The organism is Cupriavidus malaysiensis (assembly GCF_001854325.1).
Taxonomy (GTDB): domain Bacteria; phylum Pseudomonadota; class Gammaproteobacteria; order Burkholderiales; family Burkholderiaceae; genus Cupriavidus; species Cupriavidus malaysiensis.
The window spans coordinates 3957124-3981145 of sequence record NZ_CP017754.1 but is presented as its reverse complement, the minus strand read 5'-3'; the positions used below and the strand labels follow the sequence as shown (position 1 = coordinate 3981145).

General features: G+C 67.9%; 23 protein-coding genes. 12 read left to right on the top strand and 11 right to left on the bottom strand.

Going from position 1 to position 24022, the window contains the following annotated elements:
* Positions 1-164 precede the first annotated feature (164 nt).
* From BKK80_RS17995 to BKK80_RS17980, 4 genes are read left to right on the top strand one after another with little or no spacing between them, the layout of a single operon-like run.
* Entirely contained in the window at positions 165-1565 is a 1401-nt protein-coding gene (locus BKK80_RS17995) for a class I SAM-dependent methyltransferase (protein ID WP_071015358.1), read from the top strand.
* 12 nt (positions 1566-1577) lie between these two features.
* Complete coding sequence (locus BKK80_RS17990; protein ID WP_071015357.1) at positions 1578-2915, top strand: sensor histidine kinase; 1338 nt, start codon at positions 1578-1580, stop codon at positions 2913-2915.
* Positions 2916-2948: 33 nt separating this feature from the next.
* Positions 2949-4079: a hybrid sensor histidine kinase/response regulator gene (locus tag BKK80_RS17985; RefSeq protein ID WP_071016571.1), complete on the top strand. Its 1131-nt coding sequence runs from the start codon at positions 2949-2951 to the stop codon at positions 4077-4079.
* Positions 4076-5071, top strand: coding sequence for a response regulator (locus BKK80_RS17980; protein ID WP_071070378.1), 996 nt, complete (start codon positions 4076-4078; stop codon positions 5069-5071). The genes BKK80_RS17985 and BKK80_RS17980 overlap by 4 nt, the downstream gene beginning before the upstream one ends.
* Positions 5072-5210: 139 nt before the next feature.
* On the opposite strand, the gene secF is transcribed toward BKK80_RS17980, so the two are convergent.
* The 5 genes from secF to queA all read right to left on the bottom strand — a co-directional run bounded on the left by secF (position 5211) and on the right by queA (position 11153).
* On the bottom strand, positions 5211-6182 hold the full coding sequence (secF, locus tag BKK80_RS17975) for a protein translocase subunit SecF (protein ID WP_071015351.1): 972 nt from the start codon (positions 6180-6182) through the stop codon (positions 5211-5213).
* Positions 6183-6247: 65 nt separating this feature from the next.
* Positions 6248-8119 (bottom strand): protein translocase subunit SecD, encoded by a 1872-nt coding sequence (secD, locus tag BKK80_RS17970; protein WP_071015349.1) that lies wholly within the window; start codon positions 8117-8119, stop codon positions 6248-6250.
* Between the two features lie 223 nt (positions 8120-8342).
* Positions 8343-8669: a preprotein translocase subunit YajC gene (gene yajC, locus BKK80_RS17965; protein WP_071015346.1), complete on the bottom strand. Its 327-nt coding sequence runs from the start codon at positions 8667-8669 to the stop codon at positions 8343-8345.
* A 209-nt stretch (positions 8670-8878) separates the two neighbouring features.
* Entirely contained in the window at positions 8879-10009 is a 1131-nt protein-coding gene (tgt, locus tag BKK80_RS17960) for a tRNA guanosine(34) transglycosylase Tgt (RefSeq protein WP_071037905.1), read from the bottom strand.
* 55 nt (positions 10010-10064) lie between these two features.
* The gene (gene queA, locus BKK80_RS17955; RefSeq protein WP_071037906.1) at positions 10065-11153 is read right to left on the bottom strand and encodes a tRNA preQ1(34) S-adenosylmethionine ribosyltransferase-isomerase QueA; all 1089 of its coding nucleotides are present in this window, start codon (positions 11151-11153) and stop codon (positions 10065-10067) included.
* A 222-nt stretch (positions 11154-11375) separates the two neighbouring features.
* On the opposite strand from queA, the gene recG reads away from it, so the two are divergent.
* The 5 genes from recG to ubiA all read left to right on the top strand — a co-directional run bounded on the left by recG (position 11376) and on the right by ubiA (position 16903).
* The gene (recG, locus tag BKK80_RS17950; protein WP_071070908.1) at positions 11376-13541 is read left to right on the top strand and encodes an ATP-dependent DNA helicase RecG; all 2166 of its coding nucleotides are present in this window, start codon (positions 11376-11378) and stop codon (positions 13539-13541) included.
* A gap of 134 nt (positions 13542-13675) precedes the next feature.
* Entirely contained in the window at positions 13676-14626 is a 951-nt protein-coding gene (locus BKK80_RS17945; protein WP_071015342.1) for a LysR substrate-binding domain-containing protein, read from the top strand.
* A 424-nt stretch (positions 14627-15050) separates the two neighbouring features.
* Positions 15051-15233 (top strand): hypothetical protein, encoded by a 183-nt coding sequence (locus BKK80_RS17940; protein ID WP_071070376.1) that lies wholly within the window; start codon positions 15051-15053, stop codon positions 15231-15233.
* A 114-nt stretch (positions 15234-15347) separates the two neighbouring features.
* Positions 15348-15833, top strand: coding sequence for a Dps family protein (locus tag BKK80_RS17935; RefSeq protein ID WP_071015337.1), 486 nt, complete (start codon positions 15348-15350; stop codon positions 15831-15833).
* A 212-nt stretch (positions 15834-16045) separates the two neighbouring features.
* Positions 16046-16903, top strand: coding sequence for a 4-hydroxybenzoate octaprenyltransferase (gene ubiA / locus BKK80_RS17930; RefSeq protein ID WP_071015334.1), 858 nt, complete (start codon positions 16046-16048; stop codon positions 16901-16903).
* Positions 16904-17020: 117 nt separating this feature from the next.
* On the opposite strand, the gene proC is transcribed toward ubiA, so the two are convergent.
* Together proC and BKK80_RS17920 are read right to left on the bottom strand one after the other, a co-directional pair.
* Positions 17021-17857 (bottom strand): pyrroline-5-carboxylate reductase, encoded by an 837-nt coding sequence (proC, locus tag BKK80_RS17925; RefSeq protein WP_071015330.1) that lies wholly within the window; start codon positions 17855-17857, stop codon positions 17021-17023.
* Positions 17858-17919: 62 nt separating this feature from the next.
* Positions 17920-18627 (bottom strand): YggS family pyridoxal phosphate-dependent enzyme, encoded by a 708-nt coding sequence (locus BKK80_RS17920; protein WP_071015327.1) that lies wholly within the window; start codon positions 18625-18627, stop codon positions 17920-17922.
* A gap of 166 nt (positions 18628-18793) precedes the next feature.
* Here BKK80_RS17920 and BKK80_RS17915 point away from each other — a divergent pair, with 166 nt between their 5' ends.
* The 3 genes from BKK80_RS17915 to BKK80_RS17905 all read left to right on the top strand — a co-directional run bounded on the left by BKK80_RS17915 (position 18794) and on the right by BKK80_RS17905 (position 21638).
* A complete protein-coding gene (locus BKK80_RS17915) occupies positions 18794-19840 on the top strand; it encodes a type IV pilus twitching motility protein PilT (RefSeq protein WP_071015324.1) in 1047 nt (348 codons plus the stop codon).
* A gap of 81 nt (positions 19841-19921) precedes the next feature.
* The gene (locus BKK80_RS17910) at positions 19922-21061 is read left to right on the top strand and encodes a PilT/PilU family type 4a pilus ATPase (RefSeq protein WP_071070373.1); all 1140 of its coding nucleotides are present in this window, start codon (positions 19922-19924) and stop codon (positions 21059-21061) included.
* A gap of 76 nt (positions 21062-21137) precedes the next feature.
* The gene (locus tag BKK80_RS17905) at positions 21138-21638 is read left to right on the top strand and encodes a glutathione peroxidase (protein ID WP_071015318.1); all 501 of its coding nucleotides are present in this window, start codon (positions 21138-21140) and stop codon (positions 21636-21638) included.
* A gap of 100 nt (positions 21639-21738) precedes the next feature.
* Here BKK80_RS17905 and BKK80_RS17900 read toward each other — a convergent pair whose 3' ends face one another.
* The 4 genes from BKK80_RS17900 to BKK80_RS17885 all read right to left on the bottom strand — a co-directional run bounded on the left by BKK80_RS17900 (position 21739) and on the right by BKK80_RS17885 (position 23996).
* On the bottom strand, positions 21739-22428 hold the full coding sequence (locus tag BKK80_RS17900) for a helix-turn-helix transcriptional regulator (RefSeq protein WP_071015316.1): 690 nt from the start codon (positions 22426-22428) through the stop codon (positions 21739-21741).
* An 11-nt stretch (positions 22429-22439) separates the two neighbouring features.
* On the bottom strand, positions 22440-22820 hold the full coding sequence (locus BKK80_RS17895; RefSeq protein WP_156811314.1) for a VOC family protein: 381 nt from the start codon (positions 22818-22820) through the stop codon (positions 22440-22442).
* Positions 22821-22905: 85 nt separating this feature from the next.
* Positions 22906-23628 (bottom strand): LrgB family protein, encoded by a 723-nt coding sequence (locus tag BKK80_RS17890; protein ID WP_071015311.1) that lies wholly within the window; start codon positions 23626-23628, stop codon positions 22906-22908.
* Between the two features lie 2 nt (positions 23629-23630).
* Positions 23631-23996, bottom strand: a complete 366-nt coding sequence (locus BKK80_RS17885; protein ID WP_071015309.1) for a CidA/LrgA family protein — start codon at positions 23994-23996, stop codon at positions 23631-23633.
* Positions 23997-24022 lie beyond the last annotated feature (26 nt).

Sequence of the window (24022 nt, the reverse complement as noted above, 5' to 3'; positions counted from 1 at the left end):
CGGCTGCACCCGGCAAAGCCGAAGGCTATCCCTATGCGTTCCTGACGTAGCGTCGGACAGCGGCGCGCAAGCCGCGCGTCCGTCTCGCCCATGTGCTGTGCCGGGTCGGCCCGACCTGAAGCGGCCGGCCCACAGCGTTTCTCGGATTTCCCTGGCGCAATACCGTGTACTCCCAAACGCAAATCGATCCGGTGGTCAGCTTCCGCAACTCGCAGGGCGAGCAGGTGCGAGGCACGATCATCAATCTCCAGAGAAAGTCTCTGGTGATGGAAATCTACAATCCCTATTCGATCGTCCAGGTCAGTGAGGTGCTGTCCGACCTGTCGGTCAAGATGGGGACCAAGAACGCTTATTTCGGCAAGGCCGTGGTGATCAGCCTGGTCAATACCGGCCTGACGGCGGTCGTGTCGGTGACCCTGATCGAGGAGTGGCGCGAGCTGTCCGAGATGACGGGCGAGCCCGCCTCGGTGGGCCAGGAATCCCGTTCCTTCGTGCAGGAATGGACCGAGCGCTTCCGCATCCGCCGCGACTACCAGATCGTGGTCAACGAGATGCGGGCCTTTCTCTCCGACGTCTCGCGCTGGGTCGAACAGGTCGACATGACCACCGTGCTGCCGAAGGAAGGCGAGACGCTGCGCATGGACGTGTTCCTGGAACTGGCCCAGCCGATCGGCGACAGGATCCGCCACTATTCCGCGATGCTGGAGGGCGAGGCACTGCAGGTGGAGCCCGAACTCGCACCGATGCACCGCACCTTCACGCAGTCTGCGCTGCATCCCTTGCTGCTGCGCGCCCCTTTCGTCTTCCGCACCTACACCAAGCCGCTCGGCTACGCGGGGGACTACGAGATGGTCAACCAGCTGCTGTCCGATCCGCGCCAGGGGCCGAGCACCTATTTCCAGATCGTCAACGCCACCTTCCTGCAGTCGGCGGTGGCGGCCGCGCACCGCAACCGCATCGAGCTGCTGATCGAATACCTGAACGGCATGGCAGAGAAGGCGCGCGCCGCCGGGCGGCCGTTCCGCCTGCTCAATGTGGGCTGCGGACCGGCGGTCGAGATCCAGCGCTTCATCGAGACCTACCCGAATCCGGAACTGCTGTCGTTCCAGCTGGTGGATTTCAGCGAGGAGACGCTGGCCTATACGCGCGAGCGCATCGAAGGCGCCGCCGCCCGTGCCGGCGCGCGCGTGCAGGTCGAGTACGTGCACCAGTCGGTGCACGATCTGCTGAAGCGGCGCATCGCGCCGGACCCCAACCTGCAGGAGTTCGACGCCGTCTACTGCGCGGGCCTGTTCGACTACCTGTCCGACAAGGTGTGCTCGCGCCTGATCAGCTACTTTGCCTCGCGTACCTATGAAGGCGGCTCGGTCCTCGCCACCAACGTGCATGCGAGCAACCCCGAGAAATTCAGCATGGAACACATGCTCGAGTGGTACCTGATCTACCGCGACGAGGCCAATATGCTGTCGTTGCTGCCGCCGAACTGCCAGGACCCCAAGGTCTATTGCGACAGCACAGGCGTCAATGTGTTCGTGCAGGCGACCGTGCACCACCCTTCCGCCTGAGCCGGGGCCATCATGCTCAGACGGGTCGTACACCGGTACACCAACTACGAAGCCGAACTGCGCGAGTTCCGGCTGGCAAGCAGCAAGGCTGGCGCATTGACCGCCGTCGTGCTGGTGATGGCGGGGGTGCTGCTGGACTACGGCATCTATCCGCAGGAGCAACTGCGCTTCTTCCTGGCGCGCTCGTTCATCGCGCTGCTGATCGGCGGGATCTACGCGCTGCTGCCCACGCCCTTCGGCCGGCGCCATGTCCAGCCCTTGACGCTGGCCTGGCTGATCCTGCCGCAGATGATGATCGCCTGGATGATCGGCGTGACCGAAGGGGCTTCGTCGATCTACTATGCCGGGCTCAACCTGGTCATCTTCGCCGTGGGCATCGCCTTGCCGATGGGGCTGTGGCAGACCATCGGCTTCGGCGCGGTCACCTATCTGTTCTATGTGATCGCCTGCCTGGCCCATCCGCTGGGGCTGGCGGATCGCGGCCACTTCATCGTCAACTCGATCTTCATCGCCTTTTCGATCACCGCCAGCGCCGTCTATACCTTCATGAACGAGCGTGGCCATTTCCACCTCTTCCGCCTGAAGGAGCAACTGGCGGAGAAGAACCTGGAACTGGCGGAAATCAACCGGAACCTGGCCGAGATCAAGGGCCAGATGCTGCAGCAGGAGAAGATGGCGGCCATCGGCACGCTGGCGGCCGGGCTGCTGCACGAGGTCAACAATCCGGTCAACTTCTGCCTGATGGCCATCGAGGTGGCCATGGAGGAACCGGTCGCCAAGGCCAATGCCTCGCTGGAAGAGTGCCTGGTGGATGCGAAGCAGGGCATGCAGCGCATCCAGCATATCGTTTCCGACCTGAAGACCTTCGCCTACCGCAAGCCGGGCGCCGAAGCCGAGGGGGTGCCCTTCCTGTTCGAGAAGGCACTGGATTCCTCATGCCGGCTGACGGCGCACGAACTGCGCGGCGTCGCGCTGACGCGCGAACTGCCCGCCGATACGCTGGTGCTGGGTGACGAGGCGGCGATCATCGGCGTGCTGATCAACCTGTTCTCCAATGCCGCGCTCGCCATGCGCAAGGCGCAGACGACCAAGCCGGCCATCCATACCTCGGCGTACTGGGAGGATGGCCGCCTGCACGTCAGCGTGCGCGACAACGGCCCGGGCATCGCGCCGGAGAACCTCGCCCGCGTGTTCGAGCCGTTCTTCACCACCCGGGAGGTCGGCCAGGGCCTGGGGCTGGGCCTGTCCATCAGCTATGCTGTGATCGAGCGCCACCGTGGCACGCTCTACGCCGAGAGCGAACTGGGCCAATGGACGGCATTCACCTTCGATCTGCCGCGAGCCGAGTGAGGATGCCGAGTGAGGATGCCGAGTGAGGATGCCATGAGCAGCGACTCCGGCCAGGCGAAGGCCACGATCCTCTACGTCGATGACGAGGACATGGCTCGCAAGTACTTCGCTCGCGCCGTCGGCGGCGAGTACGAGATCCTGCTGGCCTCCGGCGCCGAGGAGGCGATGGAGCTGCTGTGGGGGCAGGGCGCGCGCATCGCCATCCTCGTCACCGACTTCCGCATGCCGGGGCGCAATGGCGGCGACCTGCTGCGGCAGGTGGCGCGCGAGTTTCCCACGGTGGTGCGCATCCTGGTGACGGCCTATGCCGACAAGGACATGCTGCTGGATACGGTCAATTCCGGCGAGGTCTTCCGCATCCTCGAGAAACCGCTCGGCCTGGCACAGGTGCGTGACGTGCTGCGCGCGGCGGTCGAACGCCATCGCGAGCGCGAGGTGCGCCACCAGCGGCTGACCGCGATCGACGAGACCCTGGCGTTCCTGGCACATGAGTTGAACACACCGCTGGCGGCCATCGCCAACTTCGCGCAGGGCGTACAGAATCGCAGCGAGGCCGACTACAGCGTGCAGCGCCAGGGCGAGATCGGCCAGGCGGCCGCGGCGATGTACAGCAATGCCCAGTACTGCCTCGCCGTGATCTCGTCCTTCCTGCAGTCGGTGCGCAACACCGCGGGCGGCGCGCCGGCCAAGACGGCGCCGGACATCAACGCCGGCGCCCTGATCATGGCGCTGCTCGATACCTATCCCTTTGCCGAGGGGCAGCGAGCCTGGGTGCAGGTCGAGACGCCTGGAGACTTTCCCGTCTACACGCTGCCGAACTGCGTGGCCCTGGTGCTGTCCTCGGTCATGAGCAATGCGCTGCGCGCGCTCGCCGACGTTCCGGCACCGTCGCTGCGCTTCGTGGTGGAAGCGGTTCCGCGCCCAAGGATCCGTATCTGCGACAACGGCCCGGGCATTCCGCCCGAGGTCATGGAGCGGCTGCTGGTCGATCCCGTGACGACATACGCGGAAGCGGGCGGCAGCGGCCTGGGCATGATTTTCTGTAATCGCGTCATGCAATCTTTCGGCGGCGGGATCCAGATCGACTCGCAGTCGGGCGCCGGCACGATCGTGACGCTTGAATTTCCCAATACCAAAAGTCGAATGCATAGGAGTGATCGATGAGCGATCCGATTGCCACGCAGGCCCCTCCACCGGCGATTCTGTTCGTCGATGACGAGGCGACGGCGGTCAAGTACTTCCAGCGCGCCATCGGGCAACTGGCGCCGGTGGTGACCGGCGCATCGGTGGAAGAAGGCAAGGCGTTGCTCGATGCGCATGCCGACAGCCTGGCCGTGCTGATCTCGGATCAGCGCATGCCGGGCGAGTTCGGCAACGAACTGCTGCGCTATGCGCGCGAGCGCTATCCGCATATCGTGCGGATCCTGACCACCGCGTACTCGGAGCTGGAACAGACCGTCGAGGCCGTGAACCAGGGTCAGATCCACCGCTACATCCGCAAGCCCTGGGATATCACCGCGCTGCGCATGGAGCTCAAGCAGGCGCTCGAACTGGCCGGCCTGCGCAAGGAGCGCGACCAGCTGGTGCGCGAGAAGCTGGTCGTGCTGCAGAAGCAGACCACCGCTTCGCGCGTGGGCATGGTCCATGCCCTGTGCGCCAGCCTGCTCGGTCCCGGCCGTTTCCAGCCGGTGGAGACCTACCTGGCCGGTGCGGTGCTGGGCGGGGCGAGCAATATCGAGCCGGACTGGCTGCTGATGGATTACGCCGACCTGATCAGCGCCGAAAGCCGCCGCTGCGGCGACTTCGGCCATGCGCTGACGGCCCGGCTCGGTGCGCTGCGCACGCAGCTGGCGGGCCGTGGCGGCGCCGATGCCATCGCGGTGCTGGCCGAGGTGCTGGGCGATGCGGCCGTGCGCCGCGAGGGCGAGGCCCTGGTCTGGACCAGCCCGCAGTTTCTCGCCGAGTTCCTCAGCCTGCCGGTGGGAGAGGCAGTGTCGGTGCAGCACGTGACCTGGCTGGCCAGCCTGCTGTGGCTGGAAGAGACGGGCGGGGCGCTGCAGTTCGTGCGCGAAGGCGATGCGGTGCTGTGCCGTGTCGGCGCGCGTGCCGACAGCTTCGCGGCGGACCGGCTGGCAGTCTGGATCGAGCAGTTCTGAGCCAGGCCTCGGCCGGAAAGCGAGAGGGGCGCCCGCGGGCGCCCCTCTCGCTTTCCGGCGCCAGTCGGCAAATGAAAAAGGCGCCCGTGGGCGCCTTTTTCATTCCCGAAGCCCGACGCCGGGCCCGGGGCTCAGCCGCTCACGCCTGCGCACCGAAATTCGGATCGCCGCGATCCGTGCCGTCGGTCTTCTTCTCGCTCTTGACCAGGTCTTCGCGCTTGACGCCCAGCCACATGGCCAGCGCCGCGGCGACGAACACCGAGGAGTAGATGCCGAACAGGATGCCCACCGTCAGCGCGAGGGCGAAGTAGTGCAGCGTCGGGCCGCCGAAGAAGAACATCGACAGCACCATCATTTCGGTCGAGCCGTGGGTGATGATGGTCCGCGACATGGTGCTGGTGATCGCGTTGTCGATGATCTCGTGGGTGGTCATCTTGCGGTACTTGCGGAAGTTCTCGCGGATCCGGTCGAAGATCACCACCGATTCGTTGACCGAGTAGCCCAGCACCGCGAGGATGGCCGCCAGCACCGACAGCGAGAACTCCCACTGGAAGAAGGCGAAGAAGCCGAGGATGATCACCACGTCGTGCAGGTTGGCGATGATGCCGGCCACCGCGAACTTCCATTCGAAGCGGAAGGACAGGTAGATGACGATGCCGATCACCACGCACAGCAGCGCCAGCAGGCCGTCGGTGGCCAGCTCCTTGCCCACCTGCGGGCCGACGAACTCGACGCGCTGCAGCTTGACGTCGGGCGAGGCCGCGCTCAGCGCGCCCATGACCTGCTCGCTCTGCTGGGCGGAGGTGACCTGCTTGCCGTCCGGGCCCTTCTGCAGCGGCAGGCGGATCATCACGTCGCGCGAGGTGCCGAAGTTCTGCACCTGGACGTCGGCGTAGCCCAGCTTGCCCACCTGGCCGCGGATCTTCTCCAGATCGGCGGCTTGCTGGTAATTGACTTCCATCACCGTGCCGCCCGTGAATTCGATCGACAGGTGCAGGCCCTTGTGCCAGAGGAAGAACACGGCTGCGGCAAACGTCAGGAAGGAGACGACGTTGAAGACCAACGCGTGCTTCATGAACGGAATGTCGCGCCGGATGCGGAAGAATTCCATATCGGATCCTGTTGTGTCCTGCTTTTATCTGCTGGCGGTCCCGCGCGCCGCGCGGGACCTGCCGATTACTTGGCCGTGCTGCCGCCCTGGTCGGTGTCCGGCTTCCAGATCTGGCCGATGGCCAGGCCCTGCAGGCGCTTCTTGCGGCCGTACCAGAGGTTGACCAGGCCGCGGTTGAAGAACACCGCCGAGAACATCGAGGTCAGGATGCCAAGGCAGTGCACCACGGCGAAGCCGCGCACCGGGCCGGAACCGAAGGCCAGCAGTGCCAGGCCGGCGATCAGCGTGGTCACGTTGGAGTCCAGGATGGTGGCCCAGGCACGCGAGAAGCCGGTGGCGATCGCGGTCTGCGGCGCGGCGCCGGCGCGCAGTTCCTCGCGGATGCGCTCGTTGATCAGCACGTTGGCGTCGATCGCCATGCCCAGCACGAGGGCGATGGCGGCGATGCCCGGCAGCGTCAGCGTGGCCTGCAGCATCGACAGCACGGCCACCAGCAGCAGCAGGTTGATCGCCAGGGCCGCCACCGAGAACACGCCGAACAGCATGTAGTACAGCATCATGAAGACGGCGATGCCGGCGAAGCCGTAGGCCACCGAGTCAAAGCCCTTCTTGATGTTGTCGGCGCCCAGCGACGGGCCGATGGTGCGTTCCTCGATGATGTCCATCGGCGCGGCCAGCGAACCTGCGCGCAGCAGCAGCGCCAGGTCGCTGGCGGCCTCGGTCGAGTAGGAGCCGGTGATCTGGAAGCTCGAACCCAGTTCGGACTGGATGGTGGCCACCGTCAGCACTTCGCCCTTGCCCTTCTCGAACAGCACGATGGCCATCGGCTTGCCGATGTTCTCGCGCGAGATGTCGCGCAGCACGCGGCCGCCCTGCGCATCGAGCTTGATGTTGACCGAGGGGCGCTGGTTCTGGTCGAAGCCGGCCGAGGCGCTTTCGATGCGGTCGCCGGTGAAGATCACCTGCTTCTTCAGGATCACGGGGGCGCCATTGCCCTGGGTGAACAGTTCGCTGCCATAGGGCACCGGATCGCCCGGACGCGGCAGGCGGGGCGCGTTGGGGTCGACCAGGCGCGCTTCCAGCGTGGCCGTGCGGCCGATGATGTCCTTGGCCTTGGCGGTGTCCTGCACGCCGGGCAGCTGCACCACGATGCGGTCGGCGCCTTGCTGCTGGATCACCGGTTCGGCCACGCCCAGTTCGTTGACGCGGTTGTGCAGCGTGGTGATGTTCTGCTTGACGGCGGCGTCCTGCACGGCTTTGCGCGCCGCATCGGTGAACAGGCCGACCACGTCGTTGCCATCCACGTTGAAGGCCAGCTCGCGCAGGTTGTCCGACAGCATGCCGCGGGCCTTGCCGGCATCGTCGGCGTTGCTGAAGTGGATGGTCAGCTTCTCGCCGTCGCGGTCGACGCCGCCATGGCGGATATTCTTGTCGCGCATCAGGGTGCGCGCATCGGTGGCCAGGCTGTCTAGCTTCTTGTCGACGGCGCCCTTCATGTCGACCTGCAGCAGGAAGTGCACGCCGCCGCGCAGGTCCAGGCCCAGGTACATCGGCAGCGCGTGCAGCGCGGTCAACCAGTGCGGCGAGCCCGACAGCAGGTTCAGCGCGACGATGTAGGTGGGATCGCTCGGGTCAGGGTTGAGCGAGCGGTTCAGCACGTCCTTGGCCTTGAGCTGGTCGTCGGGGGTGCGGAAGCGCGCCTTGACGGAGCCAGACTGACCCGAGACGTCGAAGAAGACGCCGTCGGGCTGCAGGTTGTTCTGCGCCAGGACCTGCTCGACCTGCTTCTGCATGGCGAGGTCGACCTTGACGGTGGCCTTGCCCGACGAAACCTGCACGGCGGGCGCCTCGCCGAAGAAATTCGGCAGCGTGTAGATGATGCCGGTGGCCAGCGCCACCAGGATCACGAGGTATTTCCAAAGCGGATAACGATTCATCTTTGGCCAGTCATTCTGCGGTCGGCGGGGCCGGCGCCGGGTTCAGGGGCGCTGCGGCGTGGGCCGATCCGGTTGGCAAACAGCCGCCTGGCCTCCGCGGGACGTCCCGGGCTGGATCAGGCGGCTGCTTGGGCATGCGTCCGGGCCGTGTGGCCCGGACCTGCCGGAAGTGGCGAGAAGTGGCGTGCAGCGGCACGGCGCCGGGGCGCCGTCGCCAGGGGAATCAGAGCGCCTTCAGCGTGCCCTTCGGCAGGACCGTGGTGACGGCATTCTTCTGCACCGTGATCTCGGTGCCTTCCGCCACTTCGACGCTCACGTACTGCTCGCCTACCTTGGTGACCTTGCCGAGGATACCGCCGGCGGTCACCACCTCGTCGTTCTTGGCCAACGCTTCGAGCATGGCCTTGGTTTCCTTCTGGCGCTTCATCTGCGGGCGGATCATGATGAACCACAGCACCGCGAACATCAGGATGATGGGCAGGAAACTCATCAGGCCGCCTGCCGCGCCACCGGCACCTGCGGTCTGGGCAAATGCGTTGGAAATGAACACGTTGCTTCTCCGTCACAAAATAGATTTGATGAATCGGGCATTCTACCACCCGACTATGACCGTTCCGGCGCCGCCTGCGGCGCCCTAGGGGTTTGTGCGGGGTGCCCGCCGGAGCGCGTCTCGGACGCGGCGGGACCCAGGCATTCGACCAGCCCGGCGCGGAAAGTTCGCCCGGCCCGTACCGGGCAGCGGCGCTGCGCCGCCCGTGCTCAGCGCGCGCCGCGCGCGCGGTCCGCCGCGAACTGGAGGCGGAAGGCGTCGAAGCGGTGCTGCTCGATCGCCTCGCGCATCTCGCGCATCAGCTGCAGGTAGTAGTAGAGATTATGGATGGTGTTCAGGCGTGCGCCGAGGATCTCGCCGACCCGGTGCAGGTGGTGCAGGTAGGCGCGCGAGAAATTCCTGCAGGTGTAGCATTCGCAACTTTCGTCCAGCGGCCGCGGATCGTTGCGGTGGGCCGCATTCTTGATCTTGACGTCGCCGAAGCGGGTGAACAACCAGCCGTTGCGCGCATTGCGGGTCGGCATCACGCAGTCGAACATGTCGACGCCGGCGGCGACGCCGGCCACCAGGTCCTCGGGCGTGCCCACGCCCATCAGGTAGTGCGGCTTGTCGGCCGGCAGGCGCGGGGCCACGTGCTGCAGCACCCGCATCATGTCTTCCTTGGGCTCGCCCACCGACAGGCCGCCGATGGCGAAGCCGTGGAAGTCCAGCTCCGACAGGCCTGCCAGCGACTCGTCGCGCAGGTCTTCGAACATGCCGCCCTGGACGATGCCGAACAGCGCGTTGGGGTTGGCCAGGCGCTCGAACTCGTCGCGCGAGCGCTTGGCCCAGCGCAGGCTCATGCGCATCGAGGCGGCGGCTTCGGCGTGGGTGGCGGGGCGGCCTTCGATCTCGTAGGGCGTGCACTCGTCGAACTGCATCACGATGTCCGAGTTCAGTGCGCGCTGGATCTGCATCGAGATCTCGGGCGACAGGAACAGCTTGTCACCGTTGACCGGCGAGGCGAAGGTCACGCCTTCCTCGGTGATCTTGCGCAACTCTCCCAGCGAGAACACCTGGAAGCCGCCCGAGTCGGTCAGGATGGGCTTGTCCCAGCCGACGAAGCGGTGCAGGCCCTCGTGCGCGCCGATCACGTCCAGGCCCGGACGCAGCCACAGGTGGAAGGTGTTGCCGAGGATGATCTGCGCGCCGATCTCGTTCAGTTCGAGCGGCGACATGGCCTTGACCGAGCCATAGGTGCCCACCGGCATGAAGATGGGCGTCTCGACCACGCCGTGGTTCAGTTTGACGCGGCCGCGGCGTGCGTTGCCGTCGGTGGTGAGGAGTTCGAATTCGAGCATGGCAGGTTCGGGGCGGGTCGGTTTCCGGGAGGTGGCGCGGCGCGCGGGCGGCCGCTCAGTTAGCGTCCCGGGCGGCGTCGGCCGGTGCGGCGGCCGCGTCCTGGCGGGTCAGCAGCATGGCGTCGCCATAGCTGAAGAAGCGGTAGTGCTGCGCGATAGCGTGGCGGTAGGCAGCGCGGATGGTCTGCACGCCGGCCAGGGCCGAGACCAGCATCAGCAACGTGGATTTCGGCAGGTGGAAATTGGTGATGAGCGCGTCGACCAGGCGGAAGCGGTAGCCCGGCGTGATGAAGATGTCGGTGTCGCCGCTGCCGGCACCCAGCGTGCCGTCCTCGCGCGCGGCCGATTCCAGCGCGCGCAGCGAGGTGGTGCCGACGGCGATCACGCGGCGGCCGGCGGCACGTGTCGCGCGCACCGCCTCGGCCAGCTCCGGCGAGACCGCGTACCACTCCGAGTGCATCTTGTGCTCGGCCAGGTTCTCGCTGCGCACCGGCTGGAAGGTGCCGGCGCCGACGTGCAGGGTCAGGAAGGCGCGCCGCACGCCCATGGCGTCGAGCCGGGCGAACAGCGCGTCGTCGAAGTGCAGGCCGGCGGTGGGCGCCGCCACCGCGCCGGGGTTGCGCGCATAGACCGTCTGGTAGCGGGTCTCGTCGTAGGCGTCGGGATCGTGCGTGATGTAGGGCGGCAGCGGCAGCCGGCCATAGCGCTCGATCAGGTCGAGCGCCGGTTCGGGGAAGCGCAGCGTGAAGAACTCCCCGGCGCGCGGGCCGACCGTGACCTCGAAGGCATCCGCCAGGCGCAGCGTGCTGCCCTCGGCCGGCGTCTTGGAGGCACGCACCTGGGCCAGCGCGGTATGGCTGTCGAGCAGGCGCTCGACCAGCGCCTCGACCTTGCCGCCGCTGGCCTTGTGGCCGAAGAAGCGCGCCTTGATCACGCGGGTGTCGTTGAAGACCAGCAGGTCACCGGGGTGCAGGGAGTCGACGATGTCGGCGAAGGCGCGGTCCAGCAGGCGGGTGGCCTCGGGGCCATCTCCCGCGGCGACCCGCTCCACCACCAGCAGGCGGCTTGCGCTGCGCTCGGGCAGGGCGGTCTGCGCGATCAGCTCGGGTGGCAGCGGGAAGTCGAAATCGGACAGCGTCAGCATGGTGGAAGCGGCAATGCGGAAGCCGCCGCACGGTGGCGGCGGCAGGCATGGGTACAATCGGCGAATCCGATATTGTAAGGCTTGCACGGCCAAGGCCGTTCCGGTGCGCGTGATATTGCCCATTTGCCCCGGCCCCGCGCCGGGCGAAGGGGCGCGCCCGACGAGCGTCCATGGCCAGCCGACCGTCTTCCACCGTCCTTGACCGCGATCGATCGCCGCCCGATGCCAGGCACCGCTCCGACCCCTGACACCGAACCCGCCGCCGCTGCCCGGCCCTCCCGGCCAGCCCGGCCGGCGCCGGCCGCCGCCGGCGGCAAACCATCCTCGGCGATGGCACGCCTGGCCAAGATGGGCCTCAAGCGCGACGTCGACCTGGTGCTGCACCTGCCGCTGCGCTACGAGGACGAGACCACGCTGCTGCCCGTGTCCGAGGCCATCGCCCGCGCCGGCCTCGGGCTGCCGGTGCAGGTCGAGGGCGTGGTCACCTCCAGCGAGGTCACCGTGCGCCCGCGCCGGCAACTGGTGGTCAAGCTGGCCGACGACAGCGGCGAACTGGTGCTGCGCTTCCTCAATTTCTACGGCAGCCAGGTCAAGCTGATGGCCGAGGGCGCGCGCCTGCGCGTGCGCGGCGAACTGCGCGGCGGCTTCTTCGGCGCCGAGATGGTGCACCCCACGGTGCGCACGGTGGGCGAGGGCGAGGCGCTGCCGGACCGCCTGACCCCGGTCTATCCGGCCACCGCCGGCATTTCCCAGGCCTACCTGCGCAAGGCCATCGGCGGCGCGCTCGGCCGCACGCCCCTGCCCGAGACGCTGCCGCAGCCGGTGCTGCAGGGCCCGCTGGCACGCCTGCGCCTGCGGCCGCTGAGCGAGTGCCTGCGCCTGCTGCACGCGCCGCCGCAACAGGTGGACGAAGCCGCGCTCGCCGAGCGCAGCCATCCGGCCTGGCAGCGCGTCAAGTTCGACGAACTGCTGGCCCAGCAACTGTCGCTCAAGCGCGCGCAGGCGGCACGCCGCGACAAGAATGCGCCGGCCATGCCGCGCCGCGAGGGCGGCCTGCTGACACGCTTCCTGGCCGCCTTGCCGTTCCAGCTGACCGGTGCCCAGCGGCGCGTGGTCGAGGAGATCGGCGGCGACATGGCCGCGCCCCATCCGATGCACCGCCTGCTGCAGGGCGACGTGGGCAGCGGCAAGACCATCGTGGCCGCGCTGGCGGCCTGCCAGGCGATCGACGCCGGCTACCAGGCCGCGCTGATGGCACCGACCGAGATCCTGGCCGAGCAGCACTACCGCAAGCTCTCGGCCTGGCTGGAGCCGCTGGGTGTGCCCGTGGTGTGGCTCGCCGGCAGCCTGAAGGCGCGCGCCAAGCGCGAGGCGGTGGCGCGCGTCGAAGCCGGCGAGGCGCAGCTTGCCATCGGTACCCACGCGCTGATCCAGGACACGGTGCGCTTTGCCCGCCTGGGCCTGTCGGTGGTGGACGAACAGCACCGCTTCGGCGTGGCGCAGCGCCTCGCCCTGCGCGGCAAGGCCGACGGCGCCGCCGATGACGGGGCGGGGGCCGCGGCGGCGGTGCCGCACCAGCTGATGATGTCGGCCACGCCGATCCCCCGCACCCTGGCCATGACCTACTACGCCGACCTCGACGTTTCGGTCATCGATGAACTGCCGCCGGGGCGCTCGCCGGTGGTCACGCGGCTGGTCAACGACGCCCGCCGCGACGAGGTGATCGCGCGCGTGCACTACGCGGCCGCCGAGGGCCGGCAGGTCTACTGGGTCTGCCCCCTGATCGAGGAAAGCGAGGCGCTGCAGCTGCAGACGGCGGTCGAGACCTATGAGACGCTCGCGGCCGCCTTGCCCGACCTGAAGGTGGGCCTGGTGCACGGGCGCCTGCCGCCGGCCGAGAAGGCCGAGGTGATGGCGGCGTTTTCCGCCAACCGGCTGCAGGTGCTGGTGGCCACCACCGTGATCGAAGTGGGCGTGGACGTGCCCAATGCCTCGCTGATGGTGATCGAGCATGCCGAGCGCTTCGGCCTGGCCCAGCTGCACCAGTTGCGCGGCCGGGTCGGGCGGGGCAGCGCCGAGTCGGTCTGCCTGCTGATGTACCAGGCGCCGCTGTCGCCCACCGCGCGTGAGCGGCTGGGCACCATGCGCGAGACCACCGACGGTTTCGAGATCGCCCGGCGCGACCTGGAGATCCGCGGTCCGGGCGAATTCCTCGGCGCACGCCAGTCGGGCGAGGCGATGCTGCGTTTCGCCGATCTCGAACGCGATGCCTGGATGGTCGAGTACGCACAGGAAGCCGCCGAGCTGATGCTGGCGCGCCATCCCGAAGCGGTGGAGGCCCATCTGGCGCGCTGGCTGGGCGGGCGCGAGCAGTTCCTGAAGGCCTGAGCCGGTGGCGCGTCGGTGGCGTGGATGACCGGATCGCCACATTCCTGCCGCCTCCGCCGCGCGCCGGCCGCCAATCTGACAAGGCGGGCAATCGAAGGTAAAATCTATCGCATACCCAGATTTAATTGATTGCCATGACGCTCACCGAACTCAAGTACATCGTCGCCGTCGCGCGCGAGCGCCATTTCGGCCGGGCGGCCGAGGCCTGCTTCGTGTCGCAGCCGACCTTGTCCGTGGCCATCAAGAAGCTGGAGGACGAGCTCAACGTGCAGATCTTCGAGCGCGGCACGTCCGAGGTGTCGGTGACGCCGGTGGGCGAACAGATCGTGGCGCAGGCGCAGCGCGTGCTCGAGCAGACCATGGCCATCCGCGAGATCGCCAAGCAGGGCAAGGACCCGCTGGCCGGTCCGCTGCGCGTGGGCGTGATCTACACCATCGGGCCCTACCTGCTGCCCGCGCTGGTCAAGCAGATGATCGAGACCGTGCCGCAGATGCCGCTGATGCTGCAGGAGAACTACACGGTCAAGCTGATCGAACTCCTCAAGCAGGGCGAGATCGACTGCGCCATCATGGCCGAGCCCTTCGCCGATTCCGGCCTGACCGTGCAGCCGCTGTATGACGAGCCCTTCGTGGTGGCAGTACCGCGCGGCCACCAGCTGGCCCAGGTGTCCCAGGTCGATCCGGACGAACTGAAGCAGCAGACCATGCTGCTGCTGGGCAGCGGCCATTGCTTCCGCGACCATGTGCTGGGCGTGTGCCCCGAGCTGTCGCGCTTCTCGCAGGCGGCCGACGGCATCCAGAAGACCTTCGAGGGTTCGTCGCTCGAGACCATCCGCCACATGGTGGCCAGCGGCGTGGGCATCACCGTTCTGCCGCGCACTTCGGTGCCCGACATGAAGCCCAAGAGCGACATGCTGGCCTACGTGCCCTTCGCCGACCCGGTCCCCGACCGCCGCGTGGTGCTGGCCTGGCGCAAGAGCTTCACGCGCCTGCCCGCGATGCAGGCGCTGTCCGCCGCGGTAGCTGCCTGCGAGCTGCCTGGCGTGCGCAAGCTGGTCTCCAAGGAACTGGCCGAGGCCGCCTGAGCCCGGTCCCGGCGCGGCGCCATCCTGCCGGCGCCGCCGGCACGCGCGCATGTCCCGGCATCTCGTCGGATAGCCGTCGGCATCCCGCCGGACTGGATTCCGGCGGCTTCGCTTCTTTCCCGGCTCTCACGGGTTTGTGACGCGGCGGGCCTCGGCCCGGCCGGAGCGGGTCGGATGTGTTTTAGTTTTTTACTATTGATTCAAGGTAAATATTCAAATTTACCAATCATGCGGGTTTCCTTAGACTTCCTCCATCGACACCGCCAGCGCAAGCCGGCCTCAGGAGCCCGACATGAACCGCTTCCACCTGCCTTCCTTGCGTGCCATCGGCCGCGGACTGGCCGCCTGCCTGGCCAGCTATGCCGCGGCGAAGTGAGCGTACGCGCCGCGTACCACCATCGTGGTCGCCAACTGGAGGAACCTCATGATTGCCACTTTCATCGATACCTGGCGCGGGATGCGCGTTGCGGCCATGCCGGGCGCCACGGAGGCGGCGCGCCTGCGCCGCAAGCTCTGGCGCAAGGAGATCGGCCTGGCCGTCTCGATGCTGGGTGCGGCGGTGGTGCTGCACGACGCGGCCCGGGCCCTGCACGGTGTGCTGAGCTAGCAGCACCGCCCCCGGGCCTGCCATCGAGTAGTGCCATAATGCACGGGCGATGCCGCCCGCCGCCAGCCGGCGGCATCCGCGTGACCTTACCGGAATGATGGAGCGAAGCAAACCATGGCAAAGAAGAAAGAGATGAGCGTGAACATCGGTATCGCCGACAAGGACCGCAAGAAGATCGCTGAAGGCTTGTCCAAGCTGCTGGCCGATACCTACACCCTCTACCTCAAGACGCACAATTTCCACTGGAACGTCACCGGCCCGATGTTCAACACGCTGCATCTGATGTTCGAGACGCAGTACAACGAGCTGGCGCTGGCGGTGGACGCCATCGCCGAGCGGATCCGTGCGCTCGGCTACCCGGCGCCCGGCACCTACAAGGAATACGCGCGCCTGTCCTCGATTCCCGAAGAGGAGGGCGTGCCCGACGCGACCGACATGATCCGCAAGCTGGTGGAAGGCCAGGAAGCGGTGGTGCGCACGGCCCGCTCGATCTTCCCGCTGGTCGATGCCGCTGCCGACGAGCCCTCGGCCGATCTGCTGACCCAGCGCATGCAGACGCACGAGAAGACTGCGTGGATGCTGCGTTCGATGCTGGCCTGACGGCCAGGTCCCGGCCGGCGCCCGCACGCCGGTCTCCCGCCCCGCTGCCGCTACGGCCGCGGGGTGCCGGCGTTGCGGCGCGGTGCCCTGGCTGGCACCGGCCGGGCGCGCCGATCTGCTTTTCCTGTCGGCCCTGCTAGGGTCTGCTTCCGCCCCTGCGGCACTCCTTGTCGTTTCCACCCATGTCTTCCGCCATATCCTCCCAGCCTCCCATGCTCGAACGCCTTGCCCTCTATATACGGCTGGTCCGCATCGACAAGCCGATCGGCACGCTGCTGCTGCTGTGGCCCACGCTGTGGGCCCTGTGGATGGCGGCCGACGGCTGGCCGGGCTGGCAGTTGTTCTGGATCTTCACCGTCGGTACCTTCCTGATGCGCTCGGCCGGCTGCGCGGTCAACGATTGGGCCGACCGGGATTTCGACAAGCACGTCAAGCGCACCAGGGAGCGGCCGCTGACCGCGGGCCGCATCGCGGGATGGGAGGCGCTGATGGTGGCCGGCGTGCTGTCGCTGCTGGCCTTCCTGCTGGTGATCCCGCTCAACGGCCTGACCAAGTGGCTGGCCGTGGTCGCGCTGTTCATCGCGGGCAGCTACCCCTTCTTCAAGCGCTTCTTCGCCATCCCGCAGGCCTACCTGGGCATCGCCTTCGGCTTCGGCATCCCGATGGCCTTCGCCGCCGTGCAGGGCCAGGTGCCGGTGCTGGCGTGGGTGATGCTGGTGGGCAATGTGTTCTGGGCAGTGGCCTACGATACTGCCTACGCGATGGTCGACCGCGACGATGACCTGCTGATCGGCATCAAGACCTCGGCCATCACCTTCGGCCGCTTCGATGTGGCGGCGATCATGATCTGCTACGCGGTCTTCCTCGGCCTGATGGCCTGGGCCGGCCTGCAGCTTGCGCTCGGCTGGCCCTACTGGGCAGGGCTGGCGGCGGCGGCGGCCTGCACGGTGTACCACTACACGCTGATCCGCGGACGCGAGCGCATGCCGTGCTTCGCCGCCTTTCGCCACAACAACTGGCTGGGTGCGTGCGTGTTTGCCGGGGTGGCGTTGTCGTACTGCCTGCGCTGAGGCAATCGTCACCATCGGGGCAGTGCCGATGCCAGTACGTGGCGCCTGCGCCTGCGCTCTCTCCCGGCCCCTCTTCCGCAAGCGGGGGAGGGGAGACAAGCAGTGCGGCGCGAGTCCTCAATCCTTGCCGAACTCCGCGCCCATCTCCGCGCCGCGCGCAGCCGCCGCGTGCATGGCGCGCACGAAGGCGTCGGCGATGCCGGCGCCTTCCATGGCCGTCAGCGCCGCGTAGGTGGTACCACCCTTGGACGTGACCCGCTCGCGCAGCGTGCCGACCGGTTCGGGCGACTGTCCCGCCAGCGTGGCGGCGCCACGGAAGGTCTCGACCGCCAGCTGGCGGCCCTGCTCGGCCGACAGGCCGAGTTCGGTGGCGGCGCGCTGCATGGCTTCGATGAAGTAGAAGACGTAGGCCGGGCCGCTGCCCGAGATGGCGGTGACCGCGTCGATCCGGGCGTCGTCCTCCACCCACAGGCATTGCCCGACGGCCTCGGCCACCGCGGTGGCGATGGCGCGTTCCCGCTCGCCCAGGCCGGCCGCGGCGGCCAGGCCGGTCATGCCCATGCCCGACAGCGCGGGCGTGTTGGGCATCGCGCGTACCAGGCGGGTGCGGCCGCCCAGCCAGCGCTGCATGTCCTGCAGGCGGATGCCGGCGGCCACGCTGATGATCAGGGGATCCTTGCCGCCGGCCTGCAGCAGGTCATGCAGCGGGGCGGTGGCGTCGCGGAACTGCTGCGGCTTGACCGCCAGCACCAGCACGTCGCTGGCGGCGAAGGCCGCGTCGGGCGCTGCCGCCGTGTGTACGCCGAAATCGCGCGCCAGGCGCGCCTGCGCCTCCGGGAAGGGATCGGCCACGCGGATGGCGCCGGCTGGCACGCCGCGCGCGACGAGGCCGCCGATCAGCGCGCTGGCCATATTGCCGCCGCCGAGGAATCCGAAGCTAAGGGTGTCGAGCATTGCTGTGTCTCGCGAAGAAAAGTGGGGAAGCGCAGGGGGCGCCGAAATTGCGCGGCCCGTCCTCAGCCGTGCGGCGCGGGCGCGGGGCGCGAACCGAAGATGGCCGTACCGATGCGGACCAGCGTGGCACCTTCGGCAATGGCCGCTTCCATGTCGCCCGACATGCCCATCGACAAGGTGTCCACATCCAGGCCGGCCTCGCGCAGCGAGCCCAGCAGTGCGCGCAGGGCGGCGAACGGCAGGCGCTGGGCCGCCGCATCCGCCGCCGGTTCCGGGATGGCCATCAGGCCGCGCAGCCGCAGTCCGGGCAGGGCCGCCACCGCCTGCGCCAGCGCCAGCGCCTGTTCCGGCGCCACGCCGCTCTTGCTGGCCTCGTCGCTGATATTGACCTGGATGCAGACCTGCAGCGGCGCCATCCCGGCCGGACGCTGCGCCGAGAGCCGCTCGGCGACGCGCAGGCGGTCGATGGCGTGGACCCAGTCGAAGTGCTCGGCGACCAGCCTCGTCTTGTTGCTTTGCAGGGGACCGATGAAGTGCCAGGCGATCTGTTCGCGCAGGTCGGCGAGTGCGACCACCTTGGCCACGCCTTCCTGCACGTAGTTCTCGCCGAAGGCGCGCTGGCCGGCAGCGAAGGCCTCGCGCACGGCCCCGTCGGGGAAGGTCTTGGAAACGGCCAGCAGCGCGACTGCGCCGGCCGGTCGGCCGGCTTGTTGTGCGGCCGCCGCGATGCGTCCGTTGACGTCTTGCAAGTTGGCGGCGATTACAGACATAATCCGGCGGACATGGCAGGGAGAAGCGGGCGGCGGAAGTTCAAGTCGGCAGGACCTGTCAGCATAAAAACACGAAAAAGCTGTATCAAAGAATGCAGTTCCGGGCGCGGGGCGCTGACCCGCAGGCGCGTGCCGGCACGCAAATTTCCGGGTGGGGTCATTATAGATGGACATCGCGCAGCTATTGGCTTTCGCCGTCAAGAACAAGGCCTCCGATCTCCATCTGTCGGCCGACATGCCGCCGATGGTGCGGATCCACGGCGACATGCGCCGCATCAATGTCGCCGCGATGGCGCACAAGGATGTGCACGCCATGGTGTACGACATCATGAGCGACACCCAGCGCAAGGCCTATGAAGAGCGCCTCGAGGTCGATTTCTCCTTCGAGATCGCCGGCCTGTCGCGTTTCCGCGTCAACGCCTACAACACGCAGCGCGGCGCTGCCGCTGTGTTCCGCACGATTCCGTCCAAGGTGCTCACGCTGGAGGACCTGCGCGCGCCCGCCGTGTTCGCCGACCTGTGCATGAAGCCACGCGGCCTGGTGCTGGTCACCGGCCCGACCGGCTCGGGCAAGTCGACCACGCTCGCGGCCATGGTGGACCACCGCAACGAGCACGACATGGGCCACATCCTGACGGTGGAAGACCCGATCGAGTTCGTGCACCACTCGAAGAAGAGCCTGATCAACCAGCGCGAACTCGGGCCGCACACCCATTCCTTCGCCAATGCGCTGCGCTCCGCGCTGCGCGAGGATCCGGACGTGATCCTGGTCGGCGAGCTGCGCGACCTGGAGACCATCCGGCTGGCCTTGACCGCCGCCGAGACCGGCCACCTGGTCTTCGGCACGCTGCATACCAGCTCCGCGGCCAAGACCATCGACCGCGTGGTCGACGTGTTCCCGCCGGAGGAGAAGGACATGGTGCGCACCATGCTGTCGGAATCGCTGGAGGCGGTGATCTCGCAGACGCTGCTGAAGACGCGCGACGGCAATGGCCGCACCGCGGTGCACGAGATCATGATCGCCACACCCGCCATCCGCCACCTGATCCGCGAGAACAAGATCGCGCAGATGTATTCGATGATGCAGACCAGCAGCGGGCTGGGCATGCAGACGCTGGACCAGGGGCTGACGGACCTGATCAAGCGCGGCGTGATCCACTACGGCGACGCGCGCGCCATCGCCAAGAATCCCGACGCCTTCACCGGCGGCTGAGGCCGGCGGGAGGACGTGCCGCCGAGGCACCTGCCGCCCGCCTTACGCAACACGTACCACGCACAACCGCAGGACTGCGCCATGCTCGATCGCGAATCCGCCGCCAAGTACATCCACGAGCTGCTGGTGCTGATGGTAGGCAACCGCGGCTCGGACCTGTTCATCACCGCCGATTTTCCGCCGGCGATCAAGGTGGACGGCAAGATCACGCCGGTCTCGCAGCAGCCGCTCAACGCCACCCAGGCGCTCGGGCTGGTGCGGGCCATCATGAACGAGCGGCAGATCGCCGAGTTCGACGACAGCCACGAATGCAACTTCGCCCTGTCGGTGCCCAACGCCGGGCGCTTCCGCGCTTCGGCCTTCATCCAGCAGGGCAAGGCCGGCATGGTGCTGCGGACCATCAATACGCGCATCCCCACCGTGGCCGAACTCGACCTGCCGGCCACGCTGCACGAGATCGTGATGTCCAAGCGCGGCCTGGTGATCGTCACCGGCGCCACCGGCTCGGGCAAGTCGACCACGCTGGCGGCCATGCTGGATCACCGCAACGCGCAGTCCTACGGCCACATCATCACCATCGAAGACCCGATCGAGTACGTGCACGCCCACCAGAACTGCATCGTCACGCAGCGCGAGGTGGGCATCGATACCGAAAGCTGGCACGTGGCGCTGAAGAACACGCTGCGCCAGGCGCCCGACGTGATCCTGATCGGTGAGATCCGCGACCGCGAGACCATGGAGTACGCGATGCAGTACGCCGAGACCGGCCACCTGTGCCTGGCCACGCTGCACGCCAACAACGCGAACCAGGCCATCGACCGCGTGGTGAACTTCTTTCCCGAGGAAAAGCGCCAGCAGTTGCTGATCGACCTGTCGCTGAACCTCAAGGCGATGATTTCGCAGCGCCTGCTGCCGCGCAAGGGGCGCAAGGGCCGGGTGCCGGCGGTGGAGATCATGATCGGCACGCCGCTGGTGGCCGACCTGATCTTCAAGGGCGAGATCCACGAGCTCAAGGAGGTCATCAAGAAATCGCGCGAGCAGGGCATGATCTCTTTCGACCAGGCGCTGTTCGACCTGTACGAGGAAGACAAGATCAGCTACGAGGATGCATTGCGCAATGCCGACTCGCTCAACGACCTGCGGCTGATGATCAAGCTGCACAGCACCAGGAACCGCGACGGCGACCTGGCCGCCGGCACCGAGCACCTGAACGTGATCTGAGCTGCCGCGCGCACGCGGGGCGCGGCCGCGCTATGCTGTGGCCGTCTTTATCCCGACAACTTCCCGAGTCCCCGTCATGAGCCATGTCTACCAGTTCGAGGCCGAATCGCTGGCCGGCCGGCCGGTGCCGCTGTCGCAGTTCCGCGGCAAGGTGCTGCTGATCGTCAATACCGCCAGCGAATGTGGCTTCACGCCGCAGTACGCCGGCCTGCAGGCGCTGCAGGAAACCTATGCCGGGCAGGATTTCGACGTGCTCGGCTTCCCCTGCAACCAGTTCGGCAAACAGGAGCCGGGCGACGCAGAACAGATCGCGCAATTCTGCGACACGCGCTTCCGCGTCAGTTTCCCGATGTTCGCCAAGATCGACGTCAAGGGGCCGGCTGCCCACCCGCTGTACCGCTGGCTGACGTCGGAGAAGCCCGGCGTGCTGGGCACCGAGGCCATCAAGTGGAATTTCACCAAGTTCCTGCTGCGCCGCGACGGCAGCGTGTTCAAGCGCTATGCGCCGACCACCAAGCCGGAGGAACTGAAGCGCGACATCGAGGCGCTGCTGGCGGAACCGGCTCCGGCAGCCTGACGAAGCGAGGGTCCTGAAATCCCGGATTCGGCATGCCGGCACCGCCGGCCTGCCTCCGGCGCTGGCTGGCGCCCCCGCCGCTCCCCGCTGCTACCCGCCGCTACCCGCCGCTGGCCTGCACCGCCCGCAGGAAGCCGTTCAGCGAGCGCTCGGGCGTTTCGTGGAAGCGCGCTTCCAGCATGCGGATGGCGCGGCAGCGGTCCAGGCGGAAGCTGCGGTAGTCCGTGCGCGCCGTGCACCAGGCGGCCAGCAGCCAGGCGTTGCCCCAGAAGAAGAGGCCGAGCGGCTGCACCACGCGCTCGGTGATGCGTTGCTGGGCGTCGCTGTAGTCGAGCTCCAGCAGGCGCTGTTCGCCCAGCGCCGCATGGACCACGTCGAAGGTGTCGCGCACGTGCGCCGGGTTGACGAATTCCGGCGCGAAGATGCGGCTCTGCTGCGCCGCGATGCGGCGCGCCGGCGGTAGTGCCGCCACCAGCTTCTCCAGCGCCGGGTCGGCCGCCGCCGCCAGCGCGCCGCCGCCCCAGGCCTTCAGCAGGCGCAGGCCGGCCACCATGGCCTCGACCTCGAGCGCGCTGAACATCAGCGGTGGCACGTCGAAGTCGGCGCGCAGCCGGTAGCCGATGCCGGCCTCGCCCTCCACCGGCACGCCCGACAACGACAGCGCCTGGATATCGCGGTAGACGGTGCGTTCAGACACGCCCAGCCGCTGCGCCAGCAGCGCCGCCGTGGTCAGGCGGCGCCCGCGCAGCACCTGGACGATCTGGAAGAGACGGTCGGCGCGTCGGCTCATGCGGCAGCCGTTCAGCCTTGTGCGGCGCCCGCGGGCGGCTCGTGCACGCCGATGCGGTTGCCTTCGCTGTCGGCGAAGTGGGCGATGCGGCCGATGTTGTCGGGCAGCAGCAGCGGTCCGAACACCACCTCGCCGCCGGCCTCGCGCACGCGCGCCAGCAAGGCGTCGAGGCGGGGTGCGTGCAGGTAGGGCAGGGGACCGCCGGTGCTGGGGCGGAAGCCCTCGCCGGCCACCAGGGCGCCGCCCGGGTCGGTATTGGGGAAGATCGCCATGTCGAGGTCGCTCATCGACTCGCGCTTGAGGCGGACGTCGAGCACCTGCTCGTAGAAGCGCACGGCGCGCGCCATGTCGTTGACCGGGATCTCCAGCCAGTTGATCAGACCGTGTTGCATGATGCCTCCTGAGGTCGGCGGTTGTGGAGTTCGCATCATGCGCGGCGGCTCCTGACAGCGTGCTGTCAGTATCGTGCGCGCCGCTTCAGCGTGGCATCCATGCCGCCAGGATGGGGACCAGGATGGCCGTCAGCACGCCGTTCAGTCCCATTCCCAGCGCCGAGAAGGCGCCGGTTTCCTGGTTCACCTGGAAAGCGCGCGCGGTGCCGATGCCGTGCGCCGCCACCCCGGTGGCGAAGCCGCGCACGCTGTCGTCACGCACGCCCAGCAGGTCCAGCACGCCGGAGGCGCTGACCGCGCCGATGATGCCGGTCAGCATCACCAGCACGGCCGTCAGCGAAGGCAGGCCGCCGATCTTCTCGGCCACGCCCATGGCGATGGGGATGGTGACCGACTTGGGCGCCAGCGACAGCAGCGTCTGCGGCGAGGCGCCGAGCAGCCAGCCGATGCCGACCGCTGACACCACCGCCATCAACGAGCCGGCGAACAGGCCGCCCAGCAGCGGCAGCACATGGGTGCGCAGCTTGGGCAGCTGCAGGTAGAGCGGTACCGCCAGCGCCACCGTGACGGGGCCCAGCAGGAAGTGCACGAACTGGGCGCCGTCGAAATAGGTCTGGTAGGGCGTGCCGGTCACCGTCAGCACGGTGACCAGCAGTGCCACGGCGATCATCACCGGATTGGCCAGCGGCGAGAAGCGCGCGCGCTCGTAGATGCGGTGCGCGAAGACATAGGCCAGCAGCGTGGCGGTCAGCCCCAGCAGCGGCGTGGCGGCCAGATAGACCCAGATCTCGTTCAGGCGCGGCGTCATGGTCATGGCTGCTTCCCTCCCTCGGCGCGCGCGGCACGGCGCATCAGCATGCGCGTGACCAGCGCGGCGGTGGCGATCGCCAGCCAGGTCGACAGCACCAGGGCGACGGCGATCGGCAGCCACTCGCCCTCGATGCGCCGCGCGTGCACCATGATGCCGACGCCGGCAGGCACGAACAGCAGCGACAGGTGCTTGAGCAGTTCGCCGGTGGTGGGTTGGATCACGGGCAGCAGCCGGTCGTCGAAGACCAGCCAGCCGAACAGCAGGATCATGCCGATCACCGGGCCGGGCACGGGCAGGTGCAGCGCGTAGCTGATCACCTCGCCGATGGATTGGAAGATCAGCAGGATGGCGAAGGTCTGGAGCATGAAAATTCTGGCCGGCCGGAAGCCGG

What these genes read in the sequence shown, in the direction of transcription:
- proC (WP_071015330.1), bottom strand. Translation starts at nt 17,857, where the DNA reads ATGCTCGACACCCTTAGCTTCGGATTCCTCGGCGGCGGCAATATGGCC.
- secF (WP_071015351.1), bottom strand. Translation starts at nt 6,182, where the DNA reads ATGGAATTCTTCCGCATCCGGCGCGACATTCCGTTCATGAAGCACGCG.
- BKK80_RS17900 (WP_071015316.1), bottom strand. Translation starts at nt 22,428, where the DNA reads ATGAGCCGACGCGCCGACCGTCTCTTCCAGATCGTCCAGGTGCTGCGC.
- recG (WP_071070908.1), top strand. Translation starts at nt 11,376, where the DNA reads ATGCCAGGCACCGCTCCGACCCCTGACACCGAACCCGCCGCCGCTGCC.
- secD (WP_071015349.1), bottom strand. Translation starts at nt 8,119, where the DNA reads ATGAATCGTTATCCGCTTTGGAAATACCTCGTGATCCTGGTGGCGCTG.
- BKK80_RS17920 (WP_071015327.1), bottom strand. Translation starts at nt 18,627, where the DNA reads ATGTCTGTAATCGCCGCCAACTTGCAAGACGTCAACGGACGCATCGCG.
- BKK80_RS17890 (WP_071015311.1), bottom strand. Translation starts at nt 23,628, where the DNA reads ATGACGCCGCGCCTGAACGAGATCTGGGTCTATCTGGCCGCCACGCCG.
- BKK80_RS17910 (WP_071070373.1), top strand. Translation starts at nt 19,922, where the DNA reads ATGCTCGATCGCGAATCCGCCGCCAAGTACATCCACGAGCTGCTGGTG.
- BKK80_RS17945 (WP_071015342.1), top strand. Translation starts at nt 13,676, where the DNA reads ATGACGCTCACCGAACTCAAGTACATCGTCGCCGTCGCGCGCGAGCGC.
- queA (WP_071037906.1), bottom strand. Translation starts at nt 11,153, where the DNA reads ATGCTGACGCTGTCCGATTTCGACTTCCCGCTGCCACCCGAGCTGATC.
- BKK80_RS17985 (WP_071016571.1), top strand. Translation starts at nt 2,949, where the DNA reads ATGAGCAGCGACTCCGGCCAGGCGAAGGCCACGATCCTCTACGTCGAT.
- BKK80_RS17990 (WP_071015357.1), top strand. Translation starts at nt 1,578, where the DNA reads ATGCTCAGACGGGTCGTACACCGGTACACCAACTACGAAGCCGAACTG.
- BKK80_RS17980 (WP_071070378.1), top strand. Translation starts at nt 4,076, where the DNA reads ATGAGCGATCCGATTGCCACGCAGGCCCCTCCACCGGCGATTCTGTTC.
- ubiA (WP_071015334.1), top strand. Translation starts at nt 16,046, where the DNA reads ATGCTCGAACGCCTTGCCCTCTATATACGGCTGGTCCGCATCGACAAG.
- BKK80_RS17915 (WP_071015324.1), top strand. Translation starts at nt 18,794, where the DNA reads ATGGACATCGCGCAGCTATTGGCTTTCGCCGTCAAGAACAAGGCCTCC.
- BKK80_RS17935 (WP_071015337.1), top strand. Translation starts at nt 15,348, where the DNA reads ATGGCAAAGAAGAAAGAGATGAGCGTGAACATCGGTATCGCCGACAAG.
- BKK80_RS17940 (WP_071070376.1), top strand. Translation starts at nt 15,051, where the DNA reads ATGATTGCCACTTTCATCGATACCTGGCGCGGGATGCGCGTTGCGGCC.
- BKK80_RS17895 (WP_156811314.1), bottom strand. Translation starts at nt 22,820, where the DNA reads ATGCAACACGGTCTGATCAACTGGCTGGAGATCCCGGTCAACGACATG.
- BKK80_RS17905 (WP_071015318.1), top strand. Translation starts at nt 21,138, where the DNA reads ATGAGCCATGTCTACCAGTTCGAGGCCGAATCGCTGGCCGGCCGGCCG.
- BKK80_RS17885 (WP_071015309.1), bottom strand. Translation starts at nt 23,996, where the DNA reads ATGCTCCAGACCTTCGCCATCCTGCTGATCTTCCAATCCATCGGCGAG.
- tgt (WP_071037905.1), bottom strand. Translation starts at nt 10,009, where the DNA reads ATGCTCGAATTCGAACTCCTCACCACCGACGGCAACGCACGCCGCGGC.